This window comes from Streptomyces cinereospinus, assembly GCF_042430725.1.
Classification (GTDB): Bacteria; Actinomycetota; Actinomycetes; order Streptomycetales; family Streptomycetaceae; genus Streptomyces; species Streptomyces cinereospinus.
Genome location: NZ_JBHMCY010000004.1, coordinates 84,399 through 107,330, shown reverse-complemented (window position 1 = coordinate 107,330; position 22,932 = coordinate 84,399). Strand labels below are relative to the sequence as shown.

Here is a 22,932-nt window from a genome sequence, read left to right as displayed (position 1 = left end):
ACGTCGAGCGGGCCTCGGCGGCAACGCCCCGAGGGCGGGGGCGCAGCCACCGGACGGACGTCCCCTCTCAGCTCCACCGGAGGGTCCAACCGACCGTTCCTCTTCATGGATTGACTGGTTCGCATCGGGGTACGAGCGACGATGACCAGGTACAGGGGGAGACGACTGTGACCATCCAGTACCCCGTTCCCACCGGTGCCGGCGGCGTGGCGGCACAGCTCACGGTCGCCCCGCTGGCCGGCCGGTTCGGCGTACGCGCGGTGGGGGAGGTGGGACTGACCACGCGCGGGATCTGGGAAGGCGCACTGGAGGCGGTCGTGCGGGACAGCAGCGAGGTGTGTCATCTGGAACTGGCCGCCGTGACGTTCGTGGACGTCGGCGGCGCCGGGATGCTCGTGGACGCCGTGCGACGGCTGCCCGTCGGCCGGCGGGTCGTGTTGCACCGGCCGCCGCCCACCCTGTGCCGGACACTGGAGTTGTTCTGGCCCGATCTGTCGGCGATCGAGGTGTCGATGTCATGAGTGCCGCAGCGGAGTCCTTCGCGCACCCCGCGCTGTTCTACGCCGACGAGCAGGAGTACCTCGACGGCACCCTCCCCTTCATCCGCGAGGGTCTCGCCGCGGGGCACCCGGTGGCGGTGGCCGTGCCCGGCAAGAACCTGGCGCTGATCCGGGACGGGCTCGGCGACATCGCCGGAGCGGTGCGGCTGCTGGACATGCGCGAGGCCGGCCGCAACCCCGGGCGGATCATCCCCGGAGTGCTCCGGGCGTTCGCCGACGCCCAGCCGGCCGGCCGCCGGGTGCGGATCGTCGGCGAGCCCGTCTGGGCCGGCCGCAGCCCCGCCGAGTACCCGGCCTGCGCCCAGCACGAGGCGCTGATCAACGCGGCGTTCACCGGCCGCCGGGTGACCGTGCTGTGCCCGTACGACGTCCGGGCGCTGGACGAGCGGGTGCTGGCCGACGCCCGCGCCACCCATCCCACGGTCATCGCCGCGGGCCGGGAGCGGGACAGTGCGGCGTACGACTGGCAGGGCGTCGTCGGCCGGTACAACGAGCCGCTGCCCGTGGTGCCGGACGCGCTGTGCTTCGCCTTCGCCGCCGAGACCCTGCCGGCGGCCCGGCACACCGCCACCCGGGCGGGGGCCCGGTGGGGGCTGGCCGGGACGCGGCTGGCGGACCTGGCGCTGGTCACCGCCGAACTGACCACCAACAGCGTGGTGCACGGCGGGGGTTCGGGCGTGCTGCGGGTGTGGGCCGAGGACGGGCACGTGGTGTGCGAGGTCCGCGACGCGGGCCGGCTGACCGACCCGCTGGCGGGCCGCCGTCCGGCCGCCCGCGACCAGCGCGGCGGCCGGGGACTGCTGCTGGTCAACCTGGTCGCCGACCTCGTACGGCTGCACACCGGCGAGGAGGGGACGACGGTCCGCTGCTGGTTCACCCGGTGAGCCGTCCCGCCGGGCCCGGCCGTCCGGGCGCGGCTCAGGTGTCCCGCGGGTCCCGCGGGTCCAGCGCCAGCGGCTCGATCCGGCCCTCCAGCATGGTGCCGAGGCCCTGTACGGCGCACACGTCGGGCCGTTCGGCGATGTGCACCGGCATGCCGGTGGCCTGCCGCAGCATCTGGTCGAACCCGGGCAGCAGGGCGCTGCCGCCGACCATCATGATCCCCCGGTCGGCGAGGTCGGCCACCAGGTCCGGCGGGCAGTCCCGCAGCACCCTGCCGATGCCGTCGAGCACGGCGGTCAGCGGCGTCTGGATGGCGTTCCGCACGGCGGCGGTGTCGACCCGCACACTGCGGGCCAGGCCGGTGGCGACGTCGCGCCCGTGGATCTCCGTGGAGGCCGGTCCCCGCGGGGTCAGCCCGTTGCTGGACAGGGCGAGTTGCAGCGGCCGTACCGACTGGCTCGGCAGCATCAGCTCGTGCGCGTGCCGCAGGTGCTGCACGATCGCGTGGTCCACGGCCTCGCCCCCGACCGGTATCCGGGCGGCGGTCACGATCGAGCCGAGGGAGAGCACCGCGACCTGCGTGGCGGCCGCGCCGCACACCAGGACCATGGTCGCCTCGGGCTGCTCCACCGGCAGCCCGCAGCCCACGGCGGCGGCGATGAGCGTGTCGACCAGCTCCACGCGCCGGGCGCCGAGACCGACGAGCGTCTCGACGGTGGCGCGCCGGGCGAGGGGATCGGCGTCGTGCGGCGTGCAGGCGGCGGCGCGCAGCCGCGGTTTGCGGCGCAGCGCACGGCGGACCTTCTCGCCGAGCAGGTGGCGCAGCATCCGCTGGGCCATCTCGATGTCGACCACGGTTCCGCCGGAGACCGGGCGGACGACCCGGATGTAGTGCGGGGTGCGGCCCGTCATCTTCTCGGCGAGCTCACCGACCGCGATCAGCGCCCCGGTACGGGTGTTGACGGCGGCCACCGAGGGCTGGTCCACGACGAGCCCCGCGCCCTTGACGTACACCCGCGTCCGCGCCGCACCCAGGTCGACGGCGAAGTGGCAGCGCCGCAGCTGCTCCAGACTGGCGGTCATGTCGGATCCTCCCGAGCGCACGGACCGAGGTGCCGCCGGGCGGCGGGCCTCTGGTGGCATCGTGCGCGGGGCGGGGCACCGGACGCCTTCTGGAGGGGGCCGGGCGGGGTGCGTCCGTACGGGTGGTCCTGGCGGCCGCCGGGCACGGCGCGCTTGACTTCGGCCGCTCACGGCCGGTCCCGGGCGATCTCCACCGGCTCGCGCAGGCCGCCCACCGGGTACGGGGCGCCGGCGGCCGGCGGCCCGGCCCGGGTCCGGTCGTCCGGCGCGTGGCCGACGAAGGCCGGGCCGACGCCGCGGGCGGCGCGGTCCGGGGCCTCCCCGACCGGGCCGGAGAGACCGGACACCGCCCGTTGCACGCGGCCGGCGTCCCGGTCCAGTTCCGCACGGGTCGTCAGCGGGGTGCGGCGCAGGTCCCGCACCCGGCGGCGGTCGGTGCCGGCGGCCGGGCCGGGCACGCCCTCCGGGGGCACGCCCCGCCACAGCCCCCGGACCGTCTCGGCGAACGTGTCGCCGGGCGCGCTGCGGGACTCGGCGCGACGGGCGGGGCGGGCCGGTGATCCGGACGGTCACGGGTGCGTTCGAGGTGCGGCGAGCGGGGTAACCGGAGGGACAGGCGGGCGGGGCCGCCTCCCTGGGACGGGGAGGCGGCGCCGCCGTGGTCCGCGCGCAGATCCCGCCGCGCTCAGCGGCAACGGCCCTCCGTGCCCGGGGTCGTCCGCCCGTCGGTCCGGATCACCCCCAGCTCCGCCAGGTCCTGCGGGCGCAGGCGGAGCTGACCGGCCGTCGACTCCACCTCCTGCGGCGGCCGTTTGAGGATCGCGGCGGCCAGCTCCGGGGCTATGACGGAGAAGTAGCTGTCCGGGGTGGCCCACGTGTTGCCCGGGGCGGCCAGGGCGAGCGCGCCGCCCGAGCCGCCCTCGCCGATCACCAGCGTGGTGATCGGGGTGCGGGCCGCGGCCACCGCGCCGAAGAGGTCGGCGATCGCCGCCCCCGCGCCCTGCCGCTCCGCCTCCGCGTCGTTCGCGGCCCCCGGGGTGTCCACCAGGGTCAGCACCGGGATGCCCAGCCGGTCCGCGAGCCGGATCAGCCGGGCCGCGGTCCGGTAACCGGCGGGACGGGTCGCCGTCCCGGTCTGGGCGGCGTACGCGACCGTGCGGCCCGCGTGGGTGCCGAAGCCGCACAGCATCCCGTCGTCGGTGCCGCCGCACCGGTCGCCGCTGATCTCCGCCCGGTCGGTGAAGTAGGCGTCCACGTAGCGTCCCGCGCGCGGGCGTCGCGGGGAGCGGGCACGCAGCACCGCCTCCCAGCCGGTGGCGGGCGGAGCGGTCGCGCCGAGCGGCCGGGGCGGCGGCGCCGGTTCGCCGGACGGGGCGGTCAGCAGCCGCAGCCACCGCCCCAGCACCGGCCGCAGCTCCTGCTCGGGCACGACCGCGTCGGCGGCGCCCGCCGCCACCTGCGCCTCGGCCGTGTACGCCGCCGGGTCCGCGTCGGCCGGTCGGACCCGGGAGCCGGCGAAGCCGACCTGGGCGCCGGGCAGCGCCAGGATCACGTCGGCACCGGCGCCGAGGGTGGCCCAGCCGCCGCCGGTGGTGGGGTCGCGCACCACGGCGAGCTGGGGCAGCCCGGCCGCACGGGTGAGCGCGGACTGCCGGGCCACCCGCTGGAGCTGGCTCAGCGCGACCATGCCCTCCTGCATCCGGCTGCCGCCGGTGGCGATCAGCGCGACGACCGGCAGCCGGTGGGCCCGGGCGTGGGTGTGGGCCGCTTCCAGCCGGTCGCCGGTGCGTTCGCCGAGCGAGCCGCCGAGGAAGCCGAACTCGAAGGCGATCAGGACGGCCTCGGTGCCCTCGACGCGGGCGGTGCCGCAGACCACGGACTCGTCCTCGCCGGTGCGGTCGGCGGCGCGGGCCCGCGAGGCGTCGTAGCCCTCCCAGGCCAGCGGGCCGTCGGGCCGGGACGGCCGTGCCGGGTGGGGCAGTTCGGCGAAGTCGTCGGTGACCAGGGCGAGGGCCGCGCGGGCGGAGCGGCGCTCAGGCATGGCCGCCCAGCGCCCGCTTCATGATCTTCCCCATGTCGTTGCGGGGCAGCGCGTCGAGGTGGTGCACGACCCGGGGCCGCTTGTGCGGGGCGAGCCGGCGGGCCACGTGGCCGGCCAGTTCCTCGGTGCCGGGCGGCGCCTGGGGGTCGGCCGGCACGATCCAGGCGACGATCCGCTCACCGAGGTCGGGGTCGGGCTCACCGGTGACGGCGGCCTCGCGCACCCCGGGGTGCTCCAGCAGCGCGTTCTCGATCTCACCGGCGCCGATCTTGTAGCCGCCGCTCTTGATCAGGTCGGTGGCCTTGCGGCCGACGATGCGGACCTGGCCGTCCGGGTCGCGCACCGCCATGTCGCCGGTGCGGAAGAAGCCGTCGGCGGTGAACGCGGCGGCGGTGGCGTCGGGCCGGTTGAGGTACTCGGTGAACAGGTTGGGGCCGCGCACCTGGATCTCGCCCACGGTCTCGCCGTCGTACGCCGCCAGGGGCGTCCCGTCGTCCTCCACCAGCCGCAGCTCCACACCGGGCAGCGGGACGCCGACGCTGCCGGGGCGGGCCTCGCCGTCCACCCGGACGCTGGTGTTCATCAGCGTCTCGGTCATCCCGTACCGCTCGACCACCCGGCGGCCGGTGGCGGACGTGATCCGCTCGTGGTCGTGCACGGGCAGCGCGGCCGAGCCGGAGACCAGCAGCCGCGCCCCGGCCAGCGCCTCGACCAGCTCCGGGTCGCCGGGGAGCGCCTCGGCGATGCGGTGGTACATCGTCGGCACGCCGAACAGCACGGTCGCGCCGGCGGCGAGCTCCCGGGCCACGCCCCCGGGGCTGAACCGGCCGAGGTGGCGGACCGACCCGCCGCGGCGCAGCGGGCCGAGGACGCCGAGGACCAGTCCGTGCACGTGGAACAGGGGCAGCCCGTGCACGAGCACGTCGTCGCCGGTCCACCGCCAGGCGTCGGCGAGCGCGTCCAGGGTGGCGGCGATCGCGCGGCGGGGGATCACGGCGCCCTTGGGCGGGCCGGTGGTGCCGGAGGTGTAGACGATCAGCGCGGGGGCGTCGTCGTCGGCGTCGTCCGCCGGGACGGGGCCCGCCGCCCGGACGTCGACGTCCAGACGCGGCAGGGCGGCGAGCGGGGCGGGCAGTTCGGCGCCGGGCGCGGTCAGGACGGCGTCCGGGGCGCTGTCGGCGAGGATGTGCCCGAGTTCCCCCTCACCGGACTTCGGGTTGAGCGGTACGGCGGCCACCTGGGCGAGCAGGGCGCCCACGGTGGCGACGGCGGTCTCCAGGGCCGGGGTCGCCCAGACCGCCACGCGGGCGAAGGCGCGGACCCGCTCGGCGACGGCGCCGGAGGCGGCGGCCAACTCCGCGTAGGTCAGGGAGCGGTCGCCGAAGGTCAGGGCGGGCCGCTCGGCCGGTTCGTGGCCGAGGGCCGGGAAGAGTGGGGGCACGCGTCGTACTCCTTGGGCGTCGGGTGTCGGGTGTCGGGCGTTTGATGCCGGGCGTCGGTGGTCGCCGGGTGGGCGGTCGGTGGGTGGCAGGTCGGGCTGTGGTCGGTCGGGCTGTGGTGTGCTCCGGTGGCCGTGTCCTTCCGTACAGCATCGGCCGCCGGGAGACACGCTCCGCCCGACATCCTCGCCGCTCGGCGGCGGTTGTTAGCCTGCGGGGCGGCCGATCCGAAGAACGTGCGTGCGAAGAGGTCGTGCGCGGAGGCCGTCACCAGGATGGAGAGAAGCCGTGGCCCGTATAGCCCTCGTCACCTGCCGGCCGGGACCCGAGGTCAGTACCGACCGCGATCTGCCGGTGCTGCTGGAGGCGTTGACGCGGGCCGGGGCCGAGGCGGTGGCCGTCGAGTGGGACCGGGCCGGGGTCGACTGGGGCGCGTTCGACCTCGTCGTGATCCGGTCGACCTGGGACTACAGCTGGCGGGTGGCCGAGTTCACGGCGTGGGCGGAGGCCTGCGGGAAGGCCACACGGCTGGCCAATCCGCCGGACGTGGTGCGGTGGAACGTCGACAAGCGGTACCTGGGTGAGCTGGCGGCGGCCGGGGTGCCCGTGGTGCCGACCCGGTACGCCGCGCCGGGCGAGGAGGTCGAGTTCCCCGCCGACCGGGAGTACGTCGTCAAGCCGGCCTCCGGCGCGGGCGCGCGGTTCGCCGCCCGCTACGCACCCGGCCCGCGGGACACCGCCGTACGGCACGTCCGGCGCATGCACGCCGAGGGCCTCACCGCGATGGTGCAGCCGTACGTCACGGGCATCGACGTCAGCGGGGAGCGGGCGTTGCAGTTCTTCGGCGGGCGGCTGCTGCACGCCAGCCGGAAGGGGGCCGTGCTGGCGCACGGGACGGCGTACGACGAGCGGAAGGCCGCCCACCCCGGGCTGGAGGTCTGGCAGCCGACGGACGCGGAACTGGCCGTCGCCCGGCGGGCGCTGGCCGCCGTGCCCGGCGCGCCCGAGCTGCTGTACGCGCGCGTCGACCTGGTCGAGGGGGAGGACGGACGGCCGCGGGTGATGGAACTGGAGCTGGTCGAGCCGAACCTGTTCCTGTTCCTGCACCCCGCCTCCGTCCCCCGGGTGGTGGCGGCGGTGCTGGCGGCCGCCGGGGGGTGACCGGCGGGTGCCGGGACTCCCGGCCGGGTGTCCCGGTGCCGGTCACAGCACGCGCCGGCCGCCGATCAGCGTGCGCTGGAGCAGGCCCCAGGTGAACTCGGCCGTCACCTCGTGGCGCCGGCCCTCGGCGTCCGGGGCGGAGAAGGCGAGGCCCCAGCGGCTCGGGGCCGAGCCCTCCAGGGGGCGGGCGGGGGCGAAGGCGCGGGCCGCGTCGTCGATCGTGCAGGACCAGGGGCAGAGGTCCTCCACCGTGTGCAGCTCGGCGGGCTCGGCGTCGGGCGCGCGCACCAGCCGCTCGTTCCAGACCGCGCCGCCCGGGGCGAGCAGCACCTCGAAGCGCAGGTCGGGCCAGAGCGGGACCGGCCACTGCCAGGCCTCGCAGTCCAGCTCGCCGACGCGGCGCGAGGTCGTCCACTCGGGGGCGCCGAGGATGGCCCGGTGCCGGCTCTGGGCGGCGCGGACGCGCGGTGAGCGCAGCAGCAGCTGCCAGCGCCGGTTCGCGTCCTGCATCCGCATGACGGAGACGCCCAGTTCGCGGCGGGCGTCCTCGACCAGGTCGGCGTTGTGGTCGGCCATGCGGCGCAGCAGGACCACCTGGAACTCGACGAGGGAGAAGGGGCTGGTGGGGGTGTCTGGGGAGGACGGCATGCGCACCATCGTCGCCCATACGGCCCCCTCCCGGGCGCCGTCCGCCCGGAAGGAACAGCACGGAGTTGACGTATCGGATCCGGCCGTGTAAAGGGACTTCGCCGCCGTCCACGTCGGTCTTGACGGACCCCATGTCCCGCAGGCCCGGTTCGTCCGGCGTGACGCAGCGGACGTCCATCGCGTGGGCGTGGACGTTCCCGCGGACGAGGGACGTCACGCCCCGGCTGCCGGTGTCGTCGGGCGGCAGCCGCAGGCGGGCCGTGCCGGGGCGGTCGGCTGCGGCCTGGACCACCCGGACGCCGGGCGCGGAACGGGCCGCGCCCCGCCCGGGCGGGCGACCGGCCGGTGACGGCTGCCGCCCGCAGGGGAGGCGCTGGTCTGCACCGAAGCTGGTCTGCACCGAAGCTGTTCTGCACCGGTGCGCTTCTGCGCCGAAGCTGTTCTGCACCGAGCACACCGAGGCGCTGGAGCCGTTCCAGCCATGGGTGCTGAGCGCGGGGCGGCCGCGCGGCGAGATCGGCCGGGGCGGCACTCCGTGGGGTGTCCCGCCGGGGTGTCCCGCCGACCGGGCCGGCCCATTGCCCGGGCAAACGCTCCGTGAGTAGCCTGTGTCCGCCATTCCGGCCGCATGTTGGTATTTCGAACGCACAGGGTGCGGTCGGCGGAGCCGGCCGGCACAGCACGTCACCGACGCAAGCACAGACGAAAGTCTCAGAACGCAAGGGAGGGGGCCGGCCGTGGGACGCCTCGTACCCGCCGTGACCCGGGCTCTCGACATCCTGGAGCTCTTCCTCGACGGGGACGGCACGCTCTCCGCCCCCGACATCGTGCGCCGGCTCCAGCTGCCGCGCACCACCGTGCACGAGCTGGTCACCACGCTCGCCGCCCGGTCGTACATCGTGCCGGTCCCCGGCCGGCCGGGCCGCTACCGGCTCGGAGTGCGCCCGTACCAGCTCGGCAGCCGCTACGCCGAGCAGCTCGACCTCGCCGCCGAGGGCCGGCAGGTCGCCCGGTCCGTCGCCGAGACCTGCGACGAGACGGTGCACGTGGCGATCCTGGAGGGCACGGACGTCATCTACATCGCCAAGGTCGACTCCACGCACGCCGTCCGCATGGTCTCCGCGGCCGGCCGCCGGCTGCCCGCCCACTGCACCTCCGTGGGCAAGATGCTGCTGGCCTTCCTGCCCGAGCACGAGCTCGCGGCCCGCGTCCCCGACGGCGCCCCGCTGGCCGCGATGACGCCGAACAGCATCACCGACCCGGCCTGCCTGCGCGCTGCGCTGACCGTGATCCGGCAGCGGGGCATCGCGGTGGAGAGCCGCGAGTCCAACCCGGACGTCTCCTGCGTCGCCGCCCCGGTGCGCGACCGCACCGGCCAGGTGGTGGCCGCCCTGTCCATCTCGGTGCCCATGATCCGCTGGAGCGAGGAGCGGCGCACGGAGCTGGAGCAGCTCGCCGCGAAGGGCGCGGCCGAGCTGTCGGAGCGCCTGGGCCACCGGAGCGCCTCATGACGGCCTGCGAGGTGGCGGTGCGCGCCGGGGCGGCGCTGGGCGAGGGCCCGGCCTGGGACGCCCGCGCCGGGCACCTAATCTGGATCGACGTCCTCGGCTTCCGCCTGCACACCTTCGACCCGGCCACCGGCCGCCGCACGGTGCGCACCACACCCCAGCACGTCGGCGCGGCCAAGCCCCGCGCCGACGGCGGCCTGGTGCTGAACCTGCGGGACGGGGTGGGCCTGCTCGGCCCGGACGGCGGCTTCCGCTGGCTGCACCACGAGCCGGTCCCCGGCCGCCGCGCCAACGACGCCGCGGTGGCGCCGGACGGCGCGCTGTGGGCGGGCACCATGCGGTACGACGAGGCACCGGGCGGCGGCACGCTGTCCCGGATCGCGCCCGACGGCTCGGTGGAGGTCGTCCTCGACGACGTGACGGTCAGCAACGGCACCGGCTGGAGCCCGGACGGCCGCCGTATGTACTACGTCGACTCCCCGACCCGGCGCATCGACGTCTTCGACTGCGCCGGCGGCCGGGTGACCGGCCGCCGCCCCCTGGCGGAGATCGAGGAGGGCGCGGGCCTCCCCGACGGCCTCACCGTCGACGCCGACGGCTGCGTGTGGGTGGCCCTGTGGGACGGCGGCGCGGTGCGCCGCTACACGCCGGTCGGCGTACTGGACCGGGTCCTCACCCTGCCGGTGCCCCGCCCCACGGCGTGTGCCTTCAGGGCGGCGCCGGCCTGACGGACCTGTACGTCACCACGGCCCGCACCGGCCTGCCGGCGCCGCCGCCGCTGTCGGGTTCCCTGCTGGTGGTCCCCGCCGCCGGCACGGGCCTGCCCCAGCCGGCGTGCGCGCTGTGAGCCCGGGCGCCGGCCTGATCGCAGCCACCGCTCCGCGGCCGACCGCAGGGGGGAGACGACCCCCACGAGCTGGTCGGACGCACGGCCGTGACCGCCCGGGACGTGCAGACAGCCGACCAGGTCACCAGGTGGTTCAGCTGTTGTTCACCGGGATGTTCACACTGTCGTAAACCTGGCCGTCGGCAGCATCCACCCTCCACATCTCCGCCCCGGCCGTCGGCTCCGCGTCGGCCTCGTGCGTCTCTTCGCGCATCGTTACGTTGACGAGCCACTCGCTTCGCCATGCACCGTCGCGCTTCACTGCCTTGAGCGTGAACGCCTCGACCTGATACTGAGCTTTCATCTGTGCCTTGTCGACGTTGACGTTCTGATTGGCGTGTGCCTGGGCGACCAGGCCGTCGATCACGGCGGCCTCGGCCTGCTCGGCGTCGAGTCGCGCCTTGGGAGGGTCCACGCGCGTCGGGCCGAGAGTGACGTCCACCTGGGCTATCTGGCCTGCCCTGCTCACCTGGACGTCGAGCATGCGGGGCATCAGCACGTCGTTGCGGACCCACCGGTAACTGGTCATCCAGCCGAGCTGTGCCTTCTCGCCCACCTGGTAGGTCTCGCGCGCGGACGCGTCTTCGGCCCAAGGGTAGTGGTCGCGCACGTACTGCTGGGCGATCGCGTACGCCTCTTCCTGCGTGGACGGCTTTCCGGCGCCCTTCACCGGGTACCCCATGACACTGGGACGGTCGCTGTCGACGAGGAGTACGTTCAGGTGTTCTTCGTCCGGCCACGACAGGCTGCCCGGGCTGAACGCCTGCGGGTGTTCCCTGTCCTTGCTGAGCAGATTGAAGATGATGGTCGTGCAGGACGCTTCCGAGCAAGGCTGCTCGTAGATGTGGCCCAGCTCGTAGTGGTCCCCGAACGCCTCCTCGACTTTGGCCTCGACGGCCTGGCGCTGTCCGGAGTCGGCGGCCACCAAGGTCGTGCCGTCCACGTGGGTCAGTGCGATCAGGGGACGCGCCAGGCCGGCGCCGAGGACTCCGATGACCACGGCGGCGACCGTCGACGCCTTGGCATCGGCACGCCAGTCGAGTGCACCGCGTCGCGCCAGCACCGCCGCGGCGATGACGAGTCCTGCGAGGCCGCCCAGGATGTTCATCTCGGCGTCAGCGCTGTCGCAACTGCGCCCGAGGCCGTTGACCGATGCCTGTGCGAACTCGATGGCCAGGGGCAGCGTCACCACTGCGATCAGCACGGGCGGGAAGCGCCGCACCGCCAGGAGGGCGAACAGCCCGAGCGGCACCGTCATGGCCAGGTTCCACAGCCCCTGCGTCGCGCGGAAGGGCTCCATGAGGTCGTGGTTGACGACACACTGGCGTGTGGCCGTGCCGCCGCCCATGAACGTGACGCCGAGCACGCCGGTGACGGTGGCGGTGAGTCCTCCCCACCACATGCCGTTCGGGTTGCCGAGGCGGTGGGAGAGGAGCCACGCCGCACCGCCGAGAGCGACGGCGACTAACGAGCATATGACCAGATAGCCGAAGTGGTTTTGGAAGATCGCGGTGAACACGGGAGTCCTTGGGCAGATTGGGTGCGTGGTACCGGCAGATGGGCCCCGCCGGTGACGACGGGGCCCTCGCCACCGCTTGTCTCAGCAGTGAGCGGCCGGCGTCTGGAAGTGGCCGCCGGAGTAATCCAGTAGACCGGTGCTGCTATAGCACATGAACGCCCCGGACCGGCTCCAGGACCTCTGCACGGTCTGGCCAGAACTGATGGAGAAGTAGCCGGAGTACGTGGTACCACCAGACAGGGTGTAACCAAGGCGCACGCTGACGGTGGAGCCACCCGTCTTGTCGTAGGTGGTCCATATCCGCGTCGGGTTGTTGTAGTCCTTCTTGTGGACGAGGACGCCGTTGGACAGCGTGGTGCACCGCTCGATGGGTAAACCGGTCACTGTGTAACCGTCGCTGGAGCAATAGGCGGCGGCCGAGGCCGCAGGTGCGCTGAGCAGGACGCTTCCCGCCGCCATGGCGCTGGCCAGAAGGAGGGCGCTGGTCTTGTTACGCAAGAGAGCTCCTTGAGTGCGGACATGATGATGAGCGACTCGGAGTGACACACCCGAAACGCTGAGTACATACGATCACGTACTGATCACACCTGTGGAGATCCTTTTTGGCCGTTGATGAGGTGCAGACTTCTTTTAGCTGCGCGCTGCTGGTCTTTCCCAGGGGCGCGGCGTTTGCGGGCGATCTCCAGGAAGGCCAGTCCGATGGCCTCTCGCTGGGCGCCCCTCAAAGCAGTCCTGCGGTGAAGCGGCCGTCCAGCCGCGCTGCTGCCGCTGGCAAGCGGTGCCGGACAGGCCGCCCAACAGCTGGGCTGGCTGGGCTGCCGAAGCCTGGCTGTCTGGCTGCATTTCTTCGCCGTCCCGGCGGTCGGGCTGGCTCTCGCTCGGTATCTGGCACGCAAGGCGGCGGCCGCCGGCGTGCCCACGGTGGCCACTTCGGCGGTACCCGCGCCGGCTCTGCCGCTCCTGCTCCTCCCCGGTGGACTGCTCATGACGGTGCCGCTGCTGAAGCCCTGGTACGTGGAGCGCTATGTGCTCCACAGCGTGGCCGGTCTGGCTCGGTTGATCGGTACTGTTTTCTGAGTGGCACGCCTGTCGGCGAACTGGCGCAGCGCCCGGGTGCGCTTCACCGCCGACTGTCTCGCGACACGCCGCTCAGGAGACATGAACCTCAGGACAGCCCCGCCGCCTTGCGTTCCTCGGTCGTCAGCGGTGGGGCGCCCAGCGCCGGTCTCAGCGGTCCGGCGACGGCCGCCAGCAGCACGCGCGGCGCCAGCAGCACCTGCGCGCCGCGCTCCAGGGACGTCACGTCGGTCACCCTGCGGGCCACGCGGCCGTTGCCGGTGGCGGTGTACATCAGGCGGTCCACGTACGCCGCCACCGCCCGCTCCCGCAGCGTGGGCCCGCTCCGCGTGGCCCCCGGGTAGAACACGTCCTGGCCCACGGCGAGCTCCCAGGCCGACCCGGCCGGCCGGGCCACCGCCCGCTGGGCGCGCCGGGCCAGCGCGGGCGCGCCCCACCCGTACCGCCGTACGGCGTCCCGCAGCGCCACCGCGCTCTGCGCGGCGACCGACATGCCGTGCCCGTAGACGGGGTTGAAGGCGGCGAGCGCGTCGCCCAGCACGACCAGGCCGGCCGGCCAGGCGGGCATCCGCTCGTAGTAGTGCCGCCGGTTGACCGTCGTGCGGGTGAAGGCCGGGTCGCCCAGGGGCTCCGCCTGCTCAAGGAGGTCGGCCAGGATCGGGTGGCGCAGCTCCGCGCGGGCGTAGCGCTCGAAGTCGGCCGGGTCGGTGGGGGGCTCGCCGCCGTGGGAGCCGTACAGCGTGACCAGCCACCGGCCGTCCTCGATCGGCAGCAGCACACCCCCGCGCCCGGGCTGCCCGGCGCGCGGGTCCGGCTGGACGCTGACCACGGGGAAGCCGTCCCGGGCCGCCTCGGGCGCCCGGTAGGTCCGGCTGGCGTAGGCCAGACCGGAGTCCACCTCCCGCCGCTTCGGCTCGGGCAGCCCCCTCTCCGCGAGCCAGCACGGCGTGCGCGAGCCGCGCCCGGTGGCGTCGACGACCAGGTCGGCCGGGAGGGTCCGCTCGGCCCCGTCGGCGTGCCGCACGCGCACCCCGGTGACCGCCGCGTCCGTGCCGCACAGCCCCAGCGCCTCGGTACCGTCGGCCAGTTCGATCCGGGGGCGGGCCAGCGTCCGGGCCCGTACCGTCGCGTCCAGCAGGTCCCGGCTGCACAGCAGCATGAAGTGGGACTCGTCCCAGCGCCGGAACCAGCCCCGCGGGGACAGCACGACCATGTCGGTCGTGACCCGCTGGCGGTGCGCGCCCGCGGCCGTCAGCTCCCCGGTCACCCCGGGCAGCAGCCGCTCCAGCGCCCGTACCCCGCCCGACCACAGCTGGTGCACGTGCCGCGCCTGCGGCAGCCCCTTGCGCGGAACCGCCCCGGTGGGCAGCGGGTCCCGCTCCACCACGGTGACCCGGTCGGCGACCTCCGCCAGCGCGCCGGCCGCGAGCAGGCCGGCGAGGGAGCCGCCGAGGACGACGGCGGTGGTGGGGCGTTCACTCATGGACGGACACGCTCTCTGACGATGCGGCGGCCCGGGCGCGGACCGCGTCGAGGACTTCGGGACGGCGGAGGGCCCGGGACACGGCGCCGATCTCCTGGAGCAGGTCCGTGGTGTCGGGATCGCCGGAGCCGTCGCTCTCCGGCGACCGCCGCTTGCGCTCGACGGCGTCCTGGACGGCGACGGCGGCGGCCAGCGCCTTGGCCCGGACCGGCGGATGGCCGAGGGCGAGCGCCGCCGCGTACGCCCGGCGGCCCAGCTCCTCGTCGAGGTGCCGGGACAGCGGCAGCAGCACGTCGCGGATGAACGTCTCGCGGCGGATCAGCCGCAGCTCGGGGGTGGCGCGCAGCACCACCGGGACGCCGGAGCCGCTGACCCCGCGCATCAGCACGTACAGCGGCCGCAGTTCGCGGTGGGCGAGCCGCACCCGCCAGCGGTCGTGCAGGTACTGGCCGGCGTGCGGGAGGATGAAGCCGACCGCGATCAGGATCGCGGAGAGCGCGGCGACCGGCGGTGCCAGGTGGGTGCTCAGCCAGTCCACGTCGTGCCCGGTCCAGCGGGCCACGACGGCGGTCAGCTTGGACGCGTCGAAGATCAGGTTCAGGCCGTAGCCGGCGCCCAGCAGTTTCAGTCCCCAGCGCAGCCAGGCGTCCAGCCCGTCGGTGCGCACCCACTCCCAGATCAGCTTGGACGTGATCAGCACGGCCACGCAGTGGGCGAGCAGGTAGAGCAGGATCTCCTCGCGCATGAACGGGGTGGTGGCGTAGTACGTGTCGAGGTCGCGCAGCCGCTCCTCGGGCGCGTCGGCGAGGAAGAACAGCACCCACAGCGCGACGATCACCGCCGCGTAGGTACTGATCACCCAGCGCATGGCCCGGCGGGTCCCGGCCGAGCGCCGGGTCAGCCCGTTGCGCCAGGCGATGATCAGCAGCAGGCAGGACGCGCAGAACGCGGTGAGCAGCGAGTAGCACCAGGGCGCCGAGATGTTCGGGACGCCGGTGACGCGGTTGGTCCAGGCGATGGTGGACGGCGTCACGAACACGAACACCGCGCAGGCGAGCAGCAGCAGCCCGCCGACCGCGCGCAGCAGCGGGTCGCGCCAGAGCCGGATGATGGTGGGCAGCTTGATCAGCAGGGCCGCGGTGAGGACCGCGGTGGGGATCCAGAAGGAGATGTACATCCGGCTGAGCAGCCCGGAGGGATCCGCCGCGAGCACGGCACCGGTCACCGGGCGGCCCCCCGGCGTCCGCGGTACCCCAGCGACCGCTGTACGGGGTCCGGTGCGGCGCCGGCCGCGTCGCCACCGGTGAGCACGGGCCGGAACAGCGCGGCCAGCCGGTGCCCGAACTCGTCGGCCTCGGCCTCGTCGCGCCGCCGCGAGCCGTTGCGGGCGGCCACGGTCACCGCCACGGCCCCGCCCTTCCAGCCGGGCGCGTCGGCGAGGGGGTGCGCGGCGGCCGGCCGGGCGCCGCGCCGATGGTCGTGCCCGACGTGCATGTGCCACAACTCGTGTCCCAGGATGACCAGTTGCTGAACGGCCTCGGCGCGTTCCTCGACGATGACGAGGTCGAAGTCCTGGAACTCCACCCACAGCCCGGTCACTTCGAGCTCGTCGGGGAACCGCTCGAAGCGCAGTTCCACGGGCCGTCCGCCGCGCCGCGCGCTCATCGCCCGGCACAGCGCCCGGCACAGTTCCCGTACGTCGGCCGGGGGAGCGGGCCGGTCGCGCAGGGCGGCGGCGAGCTCGCCCACCAGCGCGCGCATGGCGGAGCCGCGCCGTCGCGGCCGCAGCGCCGAGAAGTCCATCGCGCCCCCTTCCCCCGCCGGTCGGCGGGCGGTCCGAGACTACGCGGCCGGAACTGTCCGCGTCATGTGATCCCGCGACCGTAGTTCAACCAAAAACGATCAGCGGTTGCCAGAAGTCGTACGCGACCCGTGGCCGCGCGCAGCCTTCGACGACCCGGTCCCGTTCGACGTTGCGGGCGGCATCCGAAAGACGAACGACCGGGCAGCGTCACGACGAGTGAGGGCAGGGGACGACCTGGCCTGAACCCGCGGTGAAGGACGCCACCGAGCCGCTGTCCTGGAACGCGATCCGGCCGGCGCCGGACGGCCGGATCGCGTTCCAGCAGGCGTCCGGCGCGGGAACGGCCCACCGGGCCCGCGCGGGCCGCCGACGCGGTGGGCCGGCGACGCGGGGGGACGGCGGGCTCCCGGCCGGACCACAATGGGCGCATGAGGATCTCGGCACGGGCGGACTACGCGGTACGGGCGGTACTGGAACTCGCCGTGAGGCAGGGCGGCGACCCGGTGAAGGCGGAGGCCATCGCCGCCGCGCAGGACATCCCGCACAAGTTCCTGGAGGGCATCCTCGGCGACCTGCGGCGTGGGGGGATCGTCGACAGCCGGCGCGGCGGGAGCGGCGGCTACCGGCTGGCGCGCGAGGCCTCGGCGATCACGGTCGCCGACATCATCCGGACCGTGGACGGCCCGATCGTGTCGGTGCGCGGCGAGCGGCCCACCGGACTGTCCTACCGGGGCTCCGCGGAGCCGCTGCTCCCGCTGTGGATCGCCCTGCGGGCGAACGTGCGCAAGATCCTCGAAGGGGTCACGGTCGCGGACATCGCGGCCGACGCGCTGCCGGAGCCGGTGCGCGCCCTGGCGGCGGAGCCGGCCTCCTGGGAGAACCCGACCTGACCGGCGAGCCGCCGTCTACTCCCGGTACGGGCCCGACACCAGCTCCAGCGCCTCGCCGAGCCCGCCGGGCCTCGGCAGTCCCGCCGGGGCCGCGCCGGCCCACCCGGTGCCGCCGAGGACGACCAGCGGGCGGCGGCGGGCGCCCCGGGCGCCCCAGTGGGTGTCGGCGACGTGCGCCGCCAGCGGCGTGCTCGCCGTGCTGCGGGCCTGCGCCCACAGGACGACGACGGTGGGGCCGAGCCGGCGCACCGCCGTGGTGAGCGCCTCCGGCGGCACGGCCGCCCCGAACATCCGGGTGGGCACGCCGCGTTCGCTCAGGGCGGCGGTGAGGGCTTCGAGGGCGAGGGTGTGCTGCTCGCCCGGCACACAGGCCAGCAGCACCGGGCCGGGGGCGGCCGGGGGCACCGGTTCCGGCCGGGGCGGCGGGGGGTCCACCCGCCGCGTGGCCCGGCGCAGCGCGGTCGAGACGTGCCAGGACAGCAGGTGCTCGACCTCGACGTAACGGTCCCCCGAGGTCTCCCACTTGCGGCCCACCGCGTGCAGCACCGGCATCATCACGTCCTGCCAGGCGCCGACGACGCCGTGCCGCGCGACGGCGGCGGTCAGCAGGTCGTCCACCGCCGGGGCGTCCAGCCGGACGGCGGCCCGGGCGAGGCCGCGGCACTCCTGGCGCACGTCGCCCAGGGGCAGCGCGCCCGGAGCGCGCGAGCGGCCGTCGCCGTCCGCACCCCCGTCCGCGCCGCCGTCCGGGTCCCTGGCCGGGGGGCCGGGGGCGCCGGCGCCGCCGCGGGCGGCCCGCGCGGCCTCCGCGGGCGGGACCCCGGCGGACGTCAGCCGGCACATCGCCTCCAGCACGGCGACGTCCCGCGGGGACCACCGGCGGTGCCGCCCCTCGGTGCGTGTCGCCGTGCCGATGCCGTACCTGCGGTCCCAGGAGCGCAGGGTGGTGGGCGAGACGCCGAGCCGCCGGGCGAGAGCACCGGTCGTCAGGCCCATCCCGGGCACCGGCTCCCTCTCCCGTGTCATGCGCACACTGTACGGCGTGACGCCGGGTCAGCCGGGGAAACGCCCGGTCGACCGCAGCAGCCACCGGCGCTCCGCGTACGCCAGGTCGTCCCGCCACAGCCGCCCGGCGGCGGCCCGCACCAGCGGGCGCAGCGCGGGCGCCAGGGCGCGGGCCGCGGTGAAGCCCGGGCGGTCGGAGGCGGCGACGACCGCCTCGGTCACGGCGGTGCGCGGCCTGCCCCGGGCGTCCGGGCCGAGCGGCGTGGCGTGCGTCTCGACCACGGATCCGACGCCCTCGCCCTCGGTGATGCGCATCACGACGGTGCGCGGCTCCGGCGCGGTGAAGACCGCCCGGACCGGCACCACCAGCCGCCCGGCCAGCTTGAAGGACACGTCGACGGCGAAACCGTCGCCGTCGGCGCCCGCACCGGCCGGGCCCGGCGCGTCGAGGACGGTGAGGTCCACGAAGGAGTACGGGTGGAACCAGGCGCCGTGCCAGGGGTCCAGGCGGTTGGCGACCACGTCCTCCGGCTCGCAGACCCCGAAGCCGGTCCAGACGGTGCACAGGGCGCCGGCGAGCGCGGGCCGGGCGGGCACCACGGGGGCCTCGCGCGGGCTCTCGCCGCCCACGTCGTCCAGCCGGACCCACACCAGGACGCCGTCGTCGTGCGCGGGCAGGGGCTCCCAGCCCGCCCTCCCGGAGCCGTCCAGGGCCAGGCCGTGCCAGTGGCAGATCAGGGTGCCGCAGCGCACCGGGCTGTCGCCCAGCGGCGCCCCCAGGTGCGGGCAGCTGCCCGGCCCGGCCACCAGCCGGCCCGCGCGGTCGCGCCAGACGACCACCTCACGGCCCGCCACGGTCCGGGCCAGCGGCCGGTCACGGGGGACGTCGGCGGTGGCGCCGACGACGTACCAGTTGCCGGACGGCCGGGCCTGGGCCCGTTTCAGCGCGGCGGCGATCACGGCGGGCCGGGCCTCCCGCCAGGTGGGCCGCTGCCGCGTCCAGGCCACCGGGTGCCTGCGCAGCCGCAGCGGGAACCTGCCCTTCCGGCCGGCGCTCACCCGGCCTCCTCGGGAACGGTGACGGTGGGGGCGGCCGGCGGACCGGCGGGGGCCGGCGGACCGGCGGGGGCCCGCCGCGCGCGCGGCACGCCGGCCCGTGCCGCCGTCCGGGCCCGCAGGACCCGCAGCAGACCGTCGCCGGCCACCGTCAGCCGCCGCCGGAGCGGGACCACGGCACGCCGGTGCACCACCGCGTAGCCGTCCTCGGCGACGGCGTCCAGGATTCCCCCGTACAGCACGAACGCGGTGCGGATGCAGGGCCGGGCCAGCGGGTCGAGCAGGGCGATGCCGGGCGCGGCCTCCCGGTAGACGCCGCGCGTGAGGTCCTCGGCGGCCCGCAGCGCCGCGGTGATCCGGCGGTCGCCGCGTCCGGTGCGCCGGCTCCACAGCAGCAGCTCGCGGTCGGCGCCGTGCGCGGCGAGCAGGTCGGCGGGCAGGTAGACCCGCCCGCGGTCGAGGTCCTCGCCGACGTCCCGCAGGAAGTTGGTGAGCTGGAAGGCCACGCCGAGGGCCGCGGCGTGCGGGGCGGCCTCGGCGCGCGGCACCACGGTGCCGAGCACGGGCAGCATCTGCAGCCCGATCACCGCGGCCGAGCCGTGCATGTACGCGCGCAGGGCGGCGTAGTCGGCGTAGTCCGTGACGTGCAGGTCGCTGCGCATGGCGGCCATGAAGTCCGTGAAGTGCCGGTGGTCGATGGCGTAGCGGCGGGCGGTGTCGGCGAGGGCGTGCACGACGGGCTCGGCGCTGTGCCCGTCGTCGAGCCCGCGCTCCAGCCGGTCGCCCAGCAGCCCGAGCCGCCGTGCGCGGTCCTCGCGCGAGGCCTCGGGCCCCAGCGAGTCGACGATGTCGTCCGCCCAGCGGGCGAACCCGTACAGGGCGTGCACGGCCGGCCGGCGTTCGACCGGCAGCAGCCGGGTGGCGAGGAAGTAGGTCTTGCCGTGCCGCGCGTTCAGGGCGCGGCACCGGGCGTAGGCGGCGCGCAGGCCCGGGTCGGTGATGCCCGCCGCGTCCAGCTCCCGGGCGGTCACGACGCCCGCCCTTCGAGCGTCGGGCCGTGGGTGCGGCGGCGCGCGGCCGCCGGGGTGCCGCCGGTGACGCGGGCGGCGGCGAGCTTGCCGGACACCAGCACCGTCGGCACGCCGACGCCGGGCGTGGTGCCGCAGCCGGCGAGGACGGCGTTGTCCGTGCCGCGCACCAGGTTGCGGGGGCGGAAGGGGCCGGTCTGGCGGAAGGTGTGGGCGGCCGAGAACGGGGTGCCCGCCGCATGCCCCTGCGCCTGCCAGTCGGCGGGGGTGACCAGGCACTCCTCCTCGATGGCCGCGCCCAGCCCGGTCAGTCCGCGGCGTTCCAGTTCGGCGAGGATCCGGTCGCGGTAGCGGGGGGCCAGCTCCCGCCAGTCGGCCGCGTCCGGCCCGATGTCCGTGTTGGGGCAGGGGGCGAGGACGTAGTGCAGGTGGCGGCCGGGCGGGGCCAGGCCCGGGTCGGTCGCGGTCGGACGGGTGATCAGCAGGGACGGGTCGGACATCAGGTCGCCGGTGCGGGTGAGTTCGTCGAAGGTGCGGCGCCAGCGCGCGCCGAACGACAGCGTGTGGTGGGCGAGCTGGGGCCAGGTGCGGTCCGTGCCCGCGTGCAGGACGACGGCCGACGGCGCGTGCGTCAGCCGCACCGGGCGGCGGGGGGCGCGCCCCAGCAGCCGGTAGGCCACGGGCAGGTCAGGGGTGAGCACGACCGCGTCGCAGGGGATGCGGTCCTCGCCGGTGATCACCGCCGTCACCCGGCTGCCGCGCCGCTCCAGCCGGGTCACCTCCTGGCCGTGGCGGAACGTGCCGCCCGCCGCCGCGGCGGCGTCCGCCATGGCCTGCGGCAGGGCGTGCATGCCGCCGCGCGGGAAGTACACCCCGGCGACGGTGTCCATGTAGGCGATCACCGCGTACGCGGCGAGGGCGCGCCGCGGCGGCACGCCGGCGTACAGCGCCTGGAAGGAGAAGACCCGGCGCAGCCGCTCGTCGCGCAGATGGCGGCCGATGGCCGCGTCCAGCCGGCCGAAGCCGCCCAGCGCGGCGAGCCGGGCCAGGTCCGGGCCGATCAGGTCGAACGGCGAGTCGAAGTTGTGGTCGATGAAACGGCGCATCTGGGCCCGGTACAGCCGCTCCAGCCAGTGGCGCAGCCGGCGGTAGCCGGCGGCCTCCGCCGCGCCGGCGAACCGCTCCACCTCGGCCTCCATCGCGGCCCCGTCCGTGTGCACGTCCAGGGAGCTGCCGTCGGCGAACCGCGCGCGGTAGGCGGGGGCCAGCTCGATCAGCTCGACCCGGTCGGTGAGGCGCTCGCCGACCGCCGCGAACGCCTCGTCCGCCAGGTGCGGCATGGTCAGCACCGTGGGGCCGGTGTCGATCCGGTAGCCGGCCCGGGTCAGGCGCCCGGCCCGCCCGCCCGGCAGCGCGTCGCGCTCCACGACGGTGACCCGGCGTCCGGCGCCGAGCAGGTGCAGGGCGGCCGACAGGCCGGCGAGGCCGGCGCCGACGACCACCACGTGGTCGGTGGGCCCGGGCAGGGTCCGCGTCATCGGCCGGCCCCCTCGGTCCCGGCGGCCTGCGCGACGGCGTGCGGCCCGCCGGGAGGCGGCCCGGCCGCGGCCGCCACGCGCAGCAGCAGCCGTTCCAGCTCACCGGCGGCCGCCGGCTCCAGCCGGGCGCCCCTCAGGTGGCGGAGGCCGGACCGCACCAGCCCGTCGATCTTCTCCTCCACGGCGGCCCGCGCACCGGTTCCGGCCAGGACCTCCCGCACCGCGGCCAGTGCCGGCTCCGGCAGCTCCGCCTGGCCCTGCGTGCCGTCCAGCACGGCCAGGGCGCGCAGGTCGCCGGCCGCGTCGGCGCGGGCCCGGGCCACGGTGAAGAGGTAGGTGGGCTTGCCGTTGCGCAGGTCGCCGCCGGCCGGCTTGCCGGTGCGGTCCGGGTCGGCGAACAGGTCGTCGACGTCGTCGCGCAGCTGGAACGCCAGACCGACGCAGCGCCCGGCGGAGGACAGGGCGGCCGTGGTGGCCGGGTCGGCGCCGGCCAGCGCGGCGCCCAGCGCCATCGGCCGCTCCACCGAGTACAGGGCGCTCTTGAGCGTGGCGGCCCGGACCGCCTGCGGCACCGCGTGCGAACGCGTGGCCTGCCCCTGGACGTCCAGGTACTGCCCGGCCACCATCTCGGTGCGCATGTCCCGCCACAGCTCCCGCACCCGGCGGGCGCCGCCCGCCGGCACCACGGTGTCGGCGATCAGGTCGTCCGCCCAGGCCAGCGCCAGGTCCCCGGCGAGTATCGCGGTGGCCTCGCCGAGCCGTTCGGCCCGCCCGTCCGGCGCGGACCGCCGGTACTGGGCGGCGACGGAGGCGTGCAGGGCGGGCCGCCCGCGGCGCACCGGCGCGCCGTCCATCACGTCGTCGTGGGCCAGCGCGCAGGTCTGGACGAGTTCCAGGGCGGCGCCGACGCGCAGCGCCGCCCGCGCGGCGGCGTCGTCCCGCCCGCCGCAGGCGCGCATCGTCCACCACAGCAGCCGGGAGCGGAACCGCTTGCCGCCGTCCAGGGTGAAGCGGGCCACGCGTTCGGCGACGTCGCGGGCGAAGAGCGGGTCCAGCGCGGCGGCGCGGGCGAGGTTGTCGGCCAGGGTCTGCTGGAGCACCCGCCCGACGGCGGCGCCGGCGTCCCGGTCGACGGCGTCCAGCCGCCATCCGTCCGCGGCGGGGCCCGGGGCCCCGGCCGGGTGGGGTGTCGCCTCGACGTGGGGCCGGTCGGGCGGCTGCGCCCGGTGCGGGGCGCGGGCCGCCGCGTCGGCGCAGCGGTCCGTGGGGTGGCTGGCACGCATGCCGGGTCCTCTCCTCGGTGGCACGGCACTGTGTCCATGCC

Annotated in this window: 20 protein-coding genes and 2 pseudogenes; 7 read left to right on the top strand and 15 right to left on the bottom strand. The window is 75.8% G+C overall.

Annotation, left to right across the window (positions count from 1 at the left end; all coding sequences use genetic code 11):
* Nucleotides 1-167 precede the first annotated feature (167 nt).
* Both ACFF45_RS03185 and ACFF45_RS03180 read left to right on the top strand, forming a co-directional pair.
* Nucleotides 168-521, top strand: coding sequence for an STAS domain-containing protein (locus ACFF45_RS03185; RefSeq protein WP_381341547.1), 354 nt, complete (start codon nucleotides 168-170; stop codon nucleotides 519-521).
* Nucleotides 518-1,444 carry an anti-sigma factor RsbA family regulatory protein gene (locus ACFF45_RS03180; RefSeq protein WP_381341545.1) on the top strand — a complete coding sequence of 309 codons (927 nt, stop codon included), beginning with the start codon at nucleotides 518-520 and terminating at the stop codon, nucleotides 1,442-1,444. Before ACFF45_RS03185 ends, ACFF45_RS03180 begins: the two co-directional genes overlap by 4 nt.
* A gap of 34 nt (nucleotides 1,445-1,478) precedes the next feature.
* On the opposite strand, the gene ACFF45_RS03175 is transcribed toward ACFF45_RS03180, so the two are convergent.
* The 4 genes and pseudogenes from ACFF45_RS03175 to ACFF45_RS03160 all read right to left on the bottom strand — a co-directional run bounded on the left by ACFF45_RS03175 (nucleotide 1,479) and on the right by ACFF45_RS03160 (nucleotide 6,007).
* The gene (locus ACFF45_RS03175; protein WP_381341543.1) at nucleotides 1,479-2,525 is read right to left on the bottom strand and encodes a rod shape-determining protein; all 1,047 of its coding nucleotides are present in this window, start codon (nucleotides 2,523-2,525) and stop codon (nucleotides 1,479-1,481) included.
* Between the two features lie 167 nt (nucleotides 2,526-2,692).
* Nucleotides 2,693-3,046 (bottom strand): annotated as a pseudogene (locus ACFF45_RS03170) (BTAD domain-containing putative transcriptional regulator); the annotation flags it as partial.
* A 164-nt stretch (nucleotides 3,047-3,210) separates the two neighbouring features.
* Nucleotides 3,211-4,566, bottom strand: a complete 1,356-nt coding sequence (locus ACFF45_RS03165; RefSeq protein WP_381341540.1) for a carboxyl transferase domain-containing protein — start codon at nucleotides 4,564-4,566, stop codon at nucleotides 3,211-3,213.
* Nucleotides 4,559-6,007 (bottom strand): acyl-CoA synthetase, encoded by a 1,449-nt coding sequence (locus ACFF45_RS03160; protein WP_381341537.1) that lies wholly within the window; start codon nucleotides 6,005-6,007, stop codon nucleotides 4,559-4,561. The genes ACFF45_RS03165 and ACFF45_RS03160 overlap by 8 nt, the downstream gene beginning before the upstream one ends.
* 286 nt (nucleotides 6,008-6,293) lie before the next feature.
* Between ACFF45_RS03160 and ACFF45_RS03155 the strand changes: the two genes are divergently transcribed.
* Nucleotides 6,294-7,166 (top strand): ATP-grasp domain-containing protein, encoded by an 873-nt coding sequence (locus ACFF45_RS03155; RefSeq protein ID WP_381341534.1) that lies wholly within the window; start codon nucleotides 6,294-6,296, stop codon nucleotides 7,164-7,166.
* A gap of 42 nt (nucleotides 7,167-7,208) precedes the next feature.
* On the opposite strand, the gene ACFF45_RS03150 is transcribed toward ACFF45_RS03155, so the two are convergent.
* Nucleotides 7,209-7,814: a hypothetical protein gene (locus ACFF45_RS03150; RefSeq protein WP_381341531.1), complete on the bottom strand. Its 606-nt coding sequence runs from the start codon at nucleotides 7,812-7,814 to the stop codon at nucleotides 7,209-7,211.
* A 737-nt stretch (nucleotides 7,815-8,551) separates the two neighbouring features.
* Between ACFF45_RS03150 and ACFF45_RS03145 the strand changes: the two genes are divergently transcribed.
* Nucleotides 8,552-9,325, top strand: coding sequence for an IclR family transcriptional regulator (locus ACFF45_RS03145; RefSeq protein WP_381341528.1), 774 nt, complete (start codon nucleotides 8,552-8,554; stop codon nucleotides 9,323-9,325).
* A pseudogene (locus ACFF45_RS03140) lies at nucleotides 9,322-10,169 on the top strand (SMP-30/gluconolactonase/LRE family protein). The gene ACFF45_RS03145 and the pseudogene ACFF45_RS03140 overlap by 4 nt, the downstream one beginning before the upstream one ends.
* Nucleotides 10,170-10,302: 133 nt before the next feature.
* On the opposite strand, the gene ACFF45_RS03135 reads toward ACFF45_RS03140, so the two are convergent.
* Nucleotides 10,303-11,727: a VanZ family protein gene (locus tag ACFF45_RS03135; RefSeq protein WP_381341525.1), complete on the bottom strand. Its 1,425-nt coding sequence runs from the start codon at nucleotides 11,725-11,727 to the stop codon at nucleotides 10,303-10,305.
* A gap of 81 nt (nucleotides 11,728-11,808) precedes the next feature.
* Nucleotides 11,809-12,225: a hypothetical protein gene (locus ACFF45_RS03130; RefSeq protein WP_381341523.1), complete on the bottom strand. Its 417-nt coding sequence runs from the start codon at nucleotides 12,223-12,225 to the stop codon at nucleotides 11,809-11,811.
* Nucleotides 12,226-12,648: 423 nt separating this feature from the next.
* Between ACFF45_RS03130 and ACFF45_RS03125 the strand changes: the two genes are divergently transcribed.
* On the top strand, nucleotides 12,649-12,804 hold the full coding sequence (locus ACFF45_RS03125; protein ID WP_381341521.1) for a hypothetical protein: 156 nt from the start codon (nucleotides 12,649-12,651) through the stop codon (nucleotides 12,802-12,804).
* A gap of 88 nt (nucleotides 12,805-12,892) precedes the next feature.
* Here ACFF45_RS03125 and ACFF45_RS03120 read toward each other — a convergent pair whose 3' ends face one another.
* Genes ACFF45_RS03120 through ACFF45_RS03110 form a run of 3 tightly spaced genes read right to left on the bottom strand, consistent with a single transcriptional unit; the run spans nucleotide 12,893 to nucleotide 16,090 of the window.
* Nucleotides 12,893-14,287, bottom strand: coding sequence for an FAD-dependent oxidoreductase (locus ACFF45_RS03120; protein WP_381341518.1), 1,395 nt, complete (start codon nucleotides 14,285-14,287; stop codon nucleotides 12,893-12,895).
* Nucleotides 14,280-15,512: an MAB_1171c family putative transporter gene (locus ACFF45_RS03115; protein ID WP_381341516.1), complete on the bottom strand. Its 1,233-nt coding sequence runs from the start codon at nucleotides 15,510-15,512 to the stop codon at nucleotides 14,280-14,282. Before ACFF45_RS03115 ends, ACFF45_RS03120 begins: the two co-directional genes overlap by 8 nt.
* Complete coding sequence (locus tag ACFF45_RS03110) at nucleotides 15,509-16,090, bottom strand: toxin-antitoxin system, toxin component family protein (RefSeq protein ID WP_381341513.1); 582 nt, start codon at nucleotides 16,088-16,090, stop codon at nucleotides 15,509-15,511. Before ACFF45_RS03110 ends, ACFF45_RS03115 begins: the two co-directional genes overlap by 4 nt.
* A gap of 429 nt (nucleotides 16,091-16,519) precedes the next feature.
* On the opposite strand from ACFF45_RS03110, the gene ACFF45_RS03105 reads away from it, so the two are divergent.
* A complete protein-coding gene (locus ACFF45_RS03105; RefSeq protein ID WP_381341510.1) occupies nucleotides 16,520-16,981 on the top strand; it encodes an RrF2 family transcriptional regulator in 462 nt (153 codons plus the stop codon).
* Nucleotides 16,982-16,996: 15 nt separating this feature from the next.
* Here ACFF45_RS03105 and ACFF45_RS03100 read toward each other — a convergent pair whose 3' ends face one another.
* Genes ACFF45_RS03100 through ACFF45_RS03080 form a run of 5 tightly spaced genes read right to left on the bottom strand, consistent with a single transcriptional unit; the run spans nucleotide 16,997 to nucleotide 22,891 of the window.
* A complete protein-coding gene (locus tag ACFF45_RS03100; RefSeq protein WP_381341509.1) occupies nucleotides 16,997-18,007 on the bottom strand; it encodes a MerR family transcriptional regulator in 1,011 nt (336 codons plus the stop codon).
* Nucleotides 18,008-18,034: 27 nt separating this feature from the next.
* The gene (locus ACFF45_RS03095) at nucleotides 18,035-19,045 is read right to left on the bottom strand and encodes a Rieske (2Fe-2S) protein (RefSeq protein ID WP_381341506.1); all 1,011 of its coding nucleotides are present in this window, start codon (nucleotides 19,043-19,045) and stop codon (nucleotides 18,035-18,037) included.
* Nucleotides 19,042-20,073, bottom strand: a complete 1,032-nt coding sequence (locus ACFF45_RS03090) for a phytoene/squalene synthase family protein (protein WP_381341503.1) — start codon at nucleotides 20,071-20,073, stop codon at nucleotides 19,042-19,044. Before ACFF45_RS03090 ends, ACFF45_RS03095 begins: the two co-directional genes overlap by 4 nt.
* The gene (locus tag ACFF45_RS03085) at nucleotides 20,070-21,608 is read right to left on the bottom strand and encodes a phytoene desaturase (protein ID WP_381341501.1); all 1,539 of its coding nucleotides are present in this window, start codon (nucleotides 21,606-21,608) and stop codon (nucleotides 20,070-20,072) included. The genes ACFF45_RS03090 and ACFF45_RS03085 overlap by 4 nt, the downstream gene beginning before the upstream one ends.
* A complete protein-coding gene (locus ACFF45_RS03080; RefSeq protein WP_381341499.1) occupies nucleotides 21,605-22,891 on the bottom strand; it encodes a polyprenyl synthetase family protein in 1,287 nt (428 codons plus the stop codon). The genes ACFF45_RS03085 and ACFF45_RS03080 overlap by 4 nt, the downstream gene beginning before the upstream one ends.
* Nucleotides 22,892-22,932 lie beyond the last annotated feature (41 nt).

Excerpts from the sequence above, each read along its gene's own strand:
- ACFF45_RS03180 (WP_381341545.1), top strand. The coding sequence starts at position 518 with ATGAGTGCCGCAGCGGAGTCCTTCGCGCACCCCGCGCTGTTCTACGCC.
- ACFF45_RS03175 (WP_381341543.1), bottom strand. The coding sequence starts at position 2,525 with ATGACCGCCAGTCTGGAGCAGCTGCGGCGCTGCCACTTCGCCGTCGAC.
- ACFF45_RS03165 (WP_381341540.1), bottom strand. The coding sequence starts at position 4,566 with ATGCCTGAGCGCCGCTCCGCCCGCGCGGCCCTCGCCCTGGTCACCGAC.
- ACFF45_RS03150 (WP_381341531.1), bottom strand. The coding sequence starts at position 7,814 with ATGCCGTCCTCCCCAGACACCCCCACCAGCCCCTTCTCCCTCGTCGAG.
- ACFF45_RS03120 (WP_381341518.1), bottom strand. The coding sequence starts at position 14,287 with ATGAGTGAACGCCCCACCACCGCCGTCGTCCTCGGCGGCTCCCTCGCC.
- ACFF45_RS03110 (WP_381341513.1), bottom strand. The coding sequence starts at position 16,090 with ATGGACTTCTCGGCGCTGCGGCCGCGACGGCGCGGCTCCGCCATGCGC.
- ACFF45_RS03105 (WP_381341510.1), top strand. The coding sequence starts at position 16,520 with ATGAGGATCTCGGCACGGGCGGACTACGCGGTACGGGCGGTACTGGAA.
- ACFF45_RS03100 (WP_381341509.1), bottom strand. The coding sequence starts at position 18,007 with ATGACACGGGAGAGGGAGCCGGTGCCCGGGATGGGCCTGACGACCGGT.
- ACFF45_RS03085 (WP_381341501.1), bottom strand. The coding sequence starts at position 21,608 with ATGACGCGGACCCTGCCCGGGCCCACCGACCACGTGGTGGTCGTCGGC.
- ACFF45_RS03080 (WP_381341499.1), bottom strand. The coding sequence starts at position 22,891 with ATGCGTGCCAGCCACCCCACGGACCGCTGCGCCGACGCGGCGGCCCGC.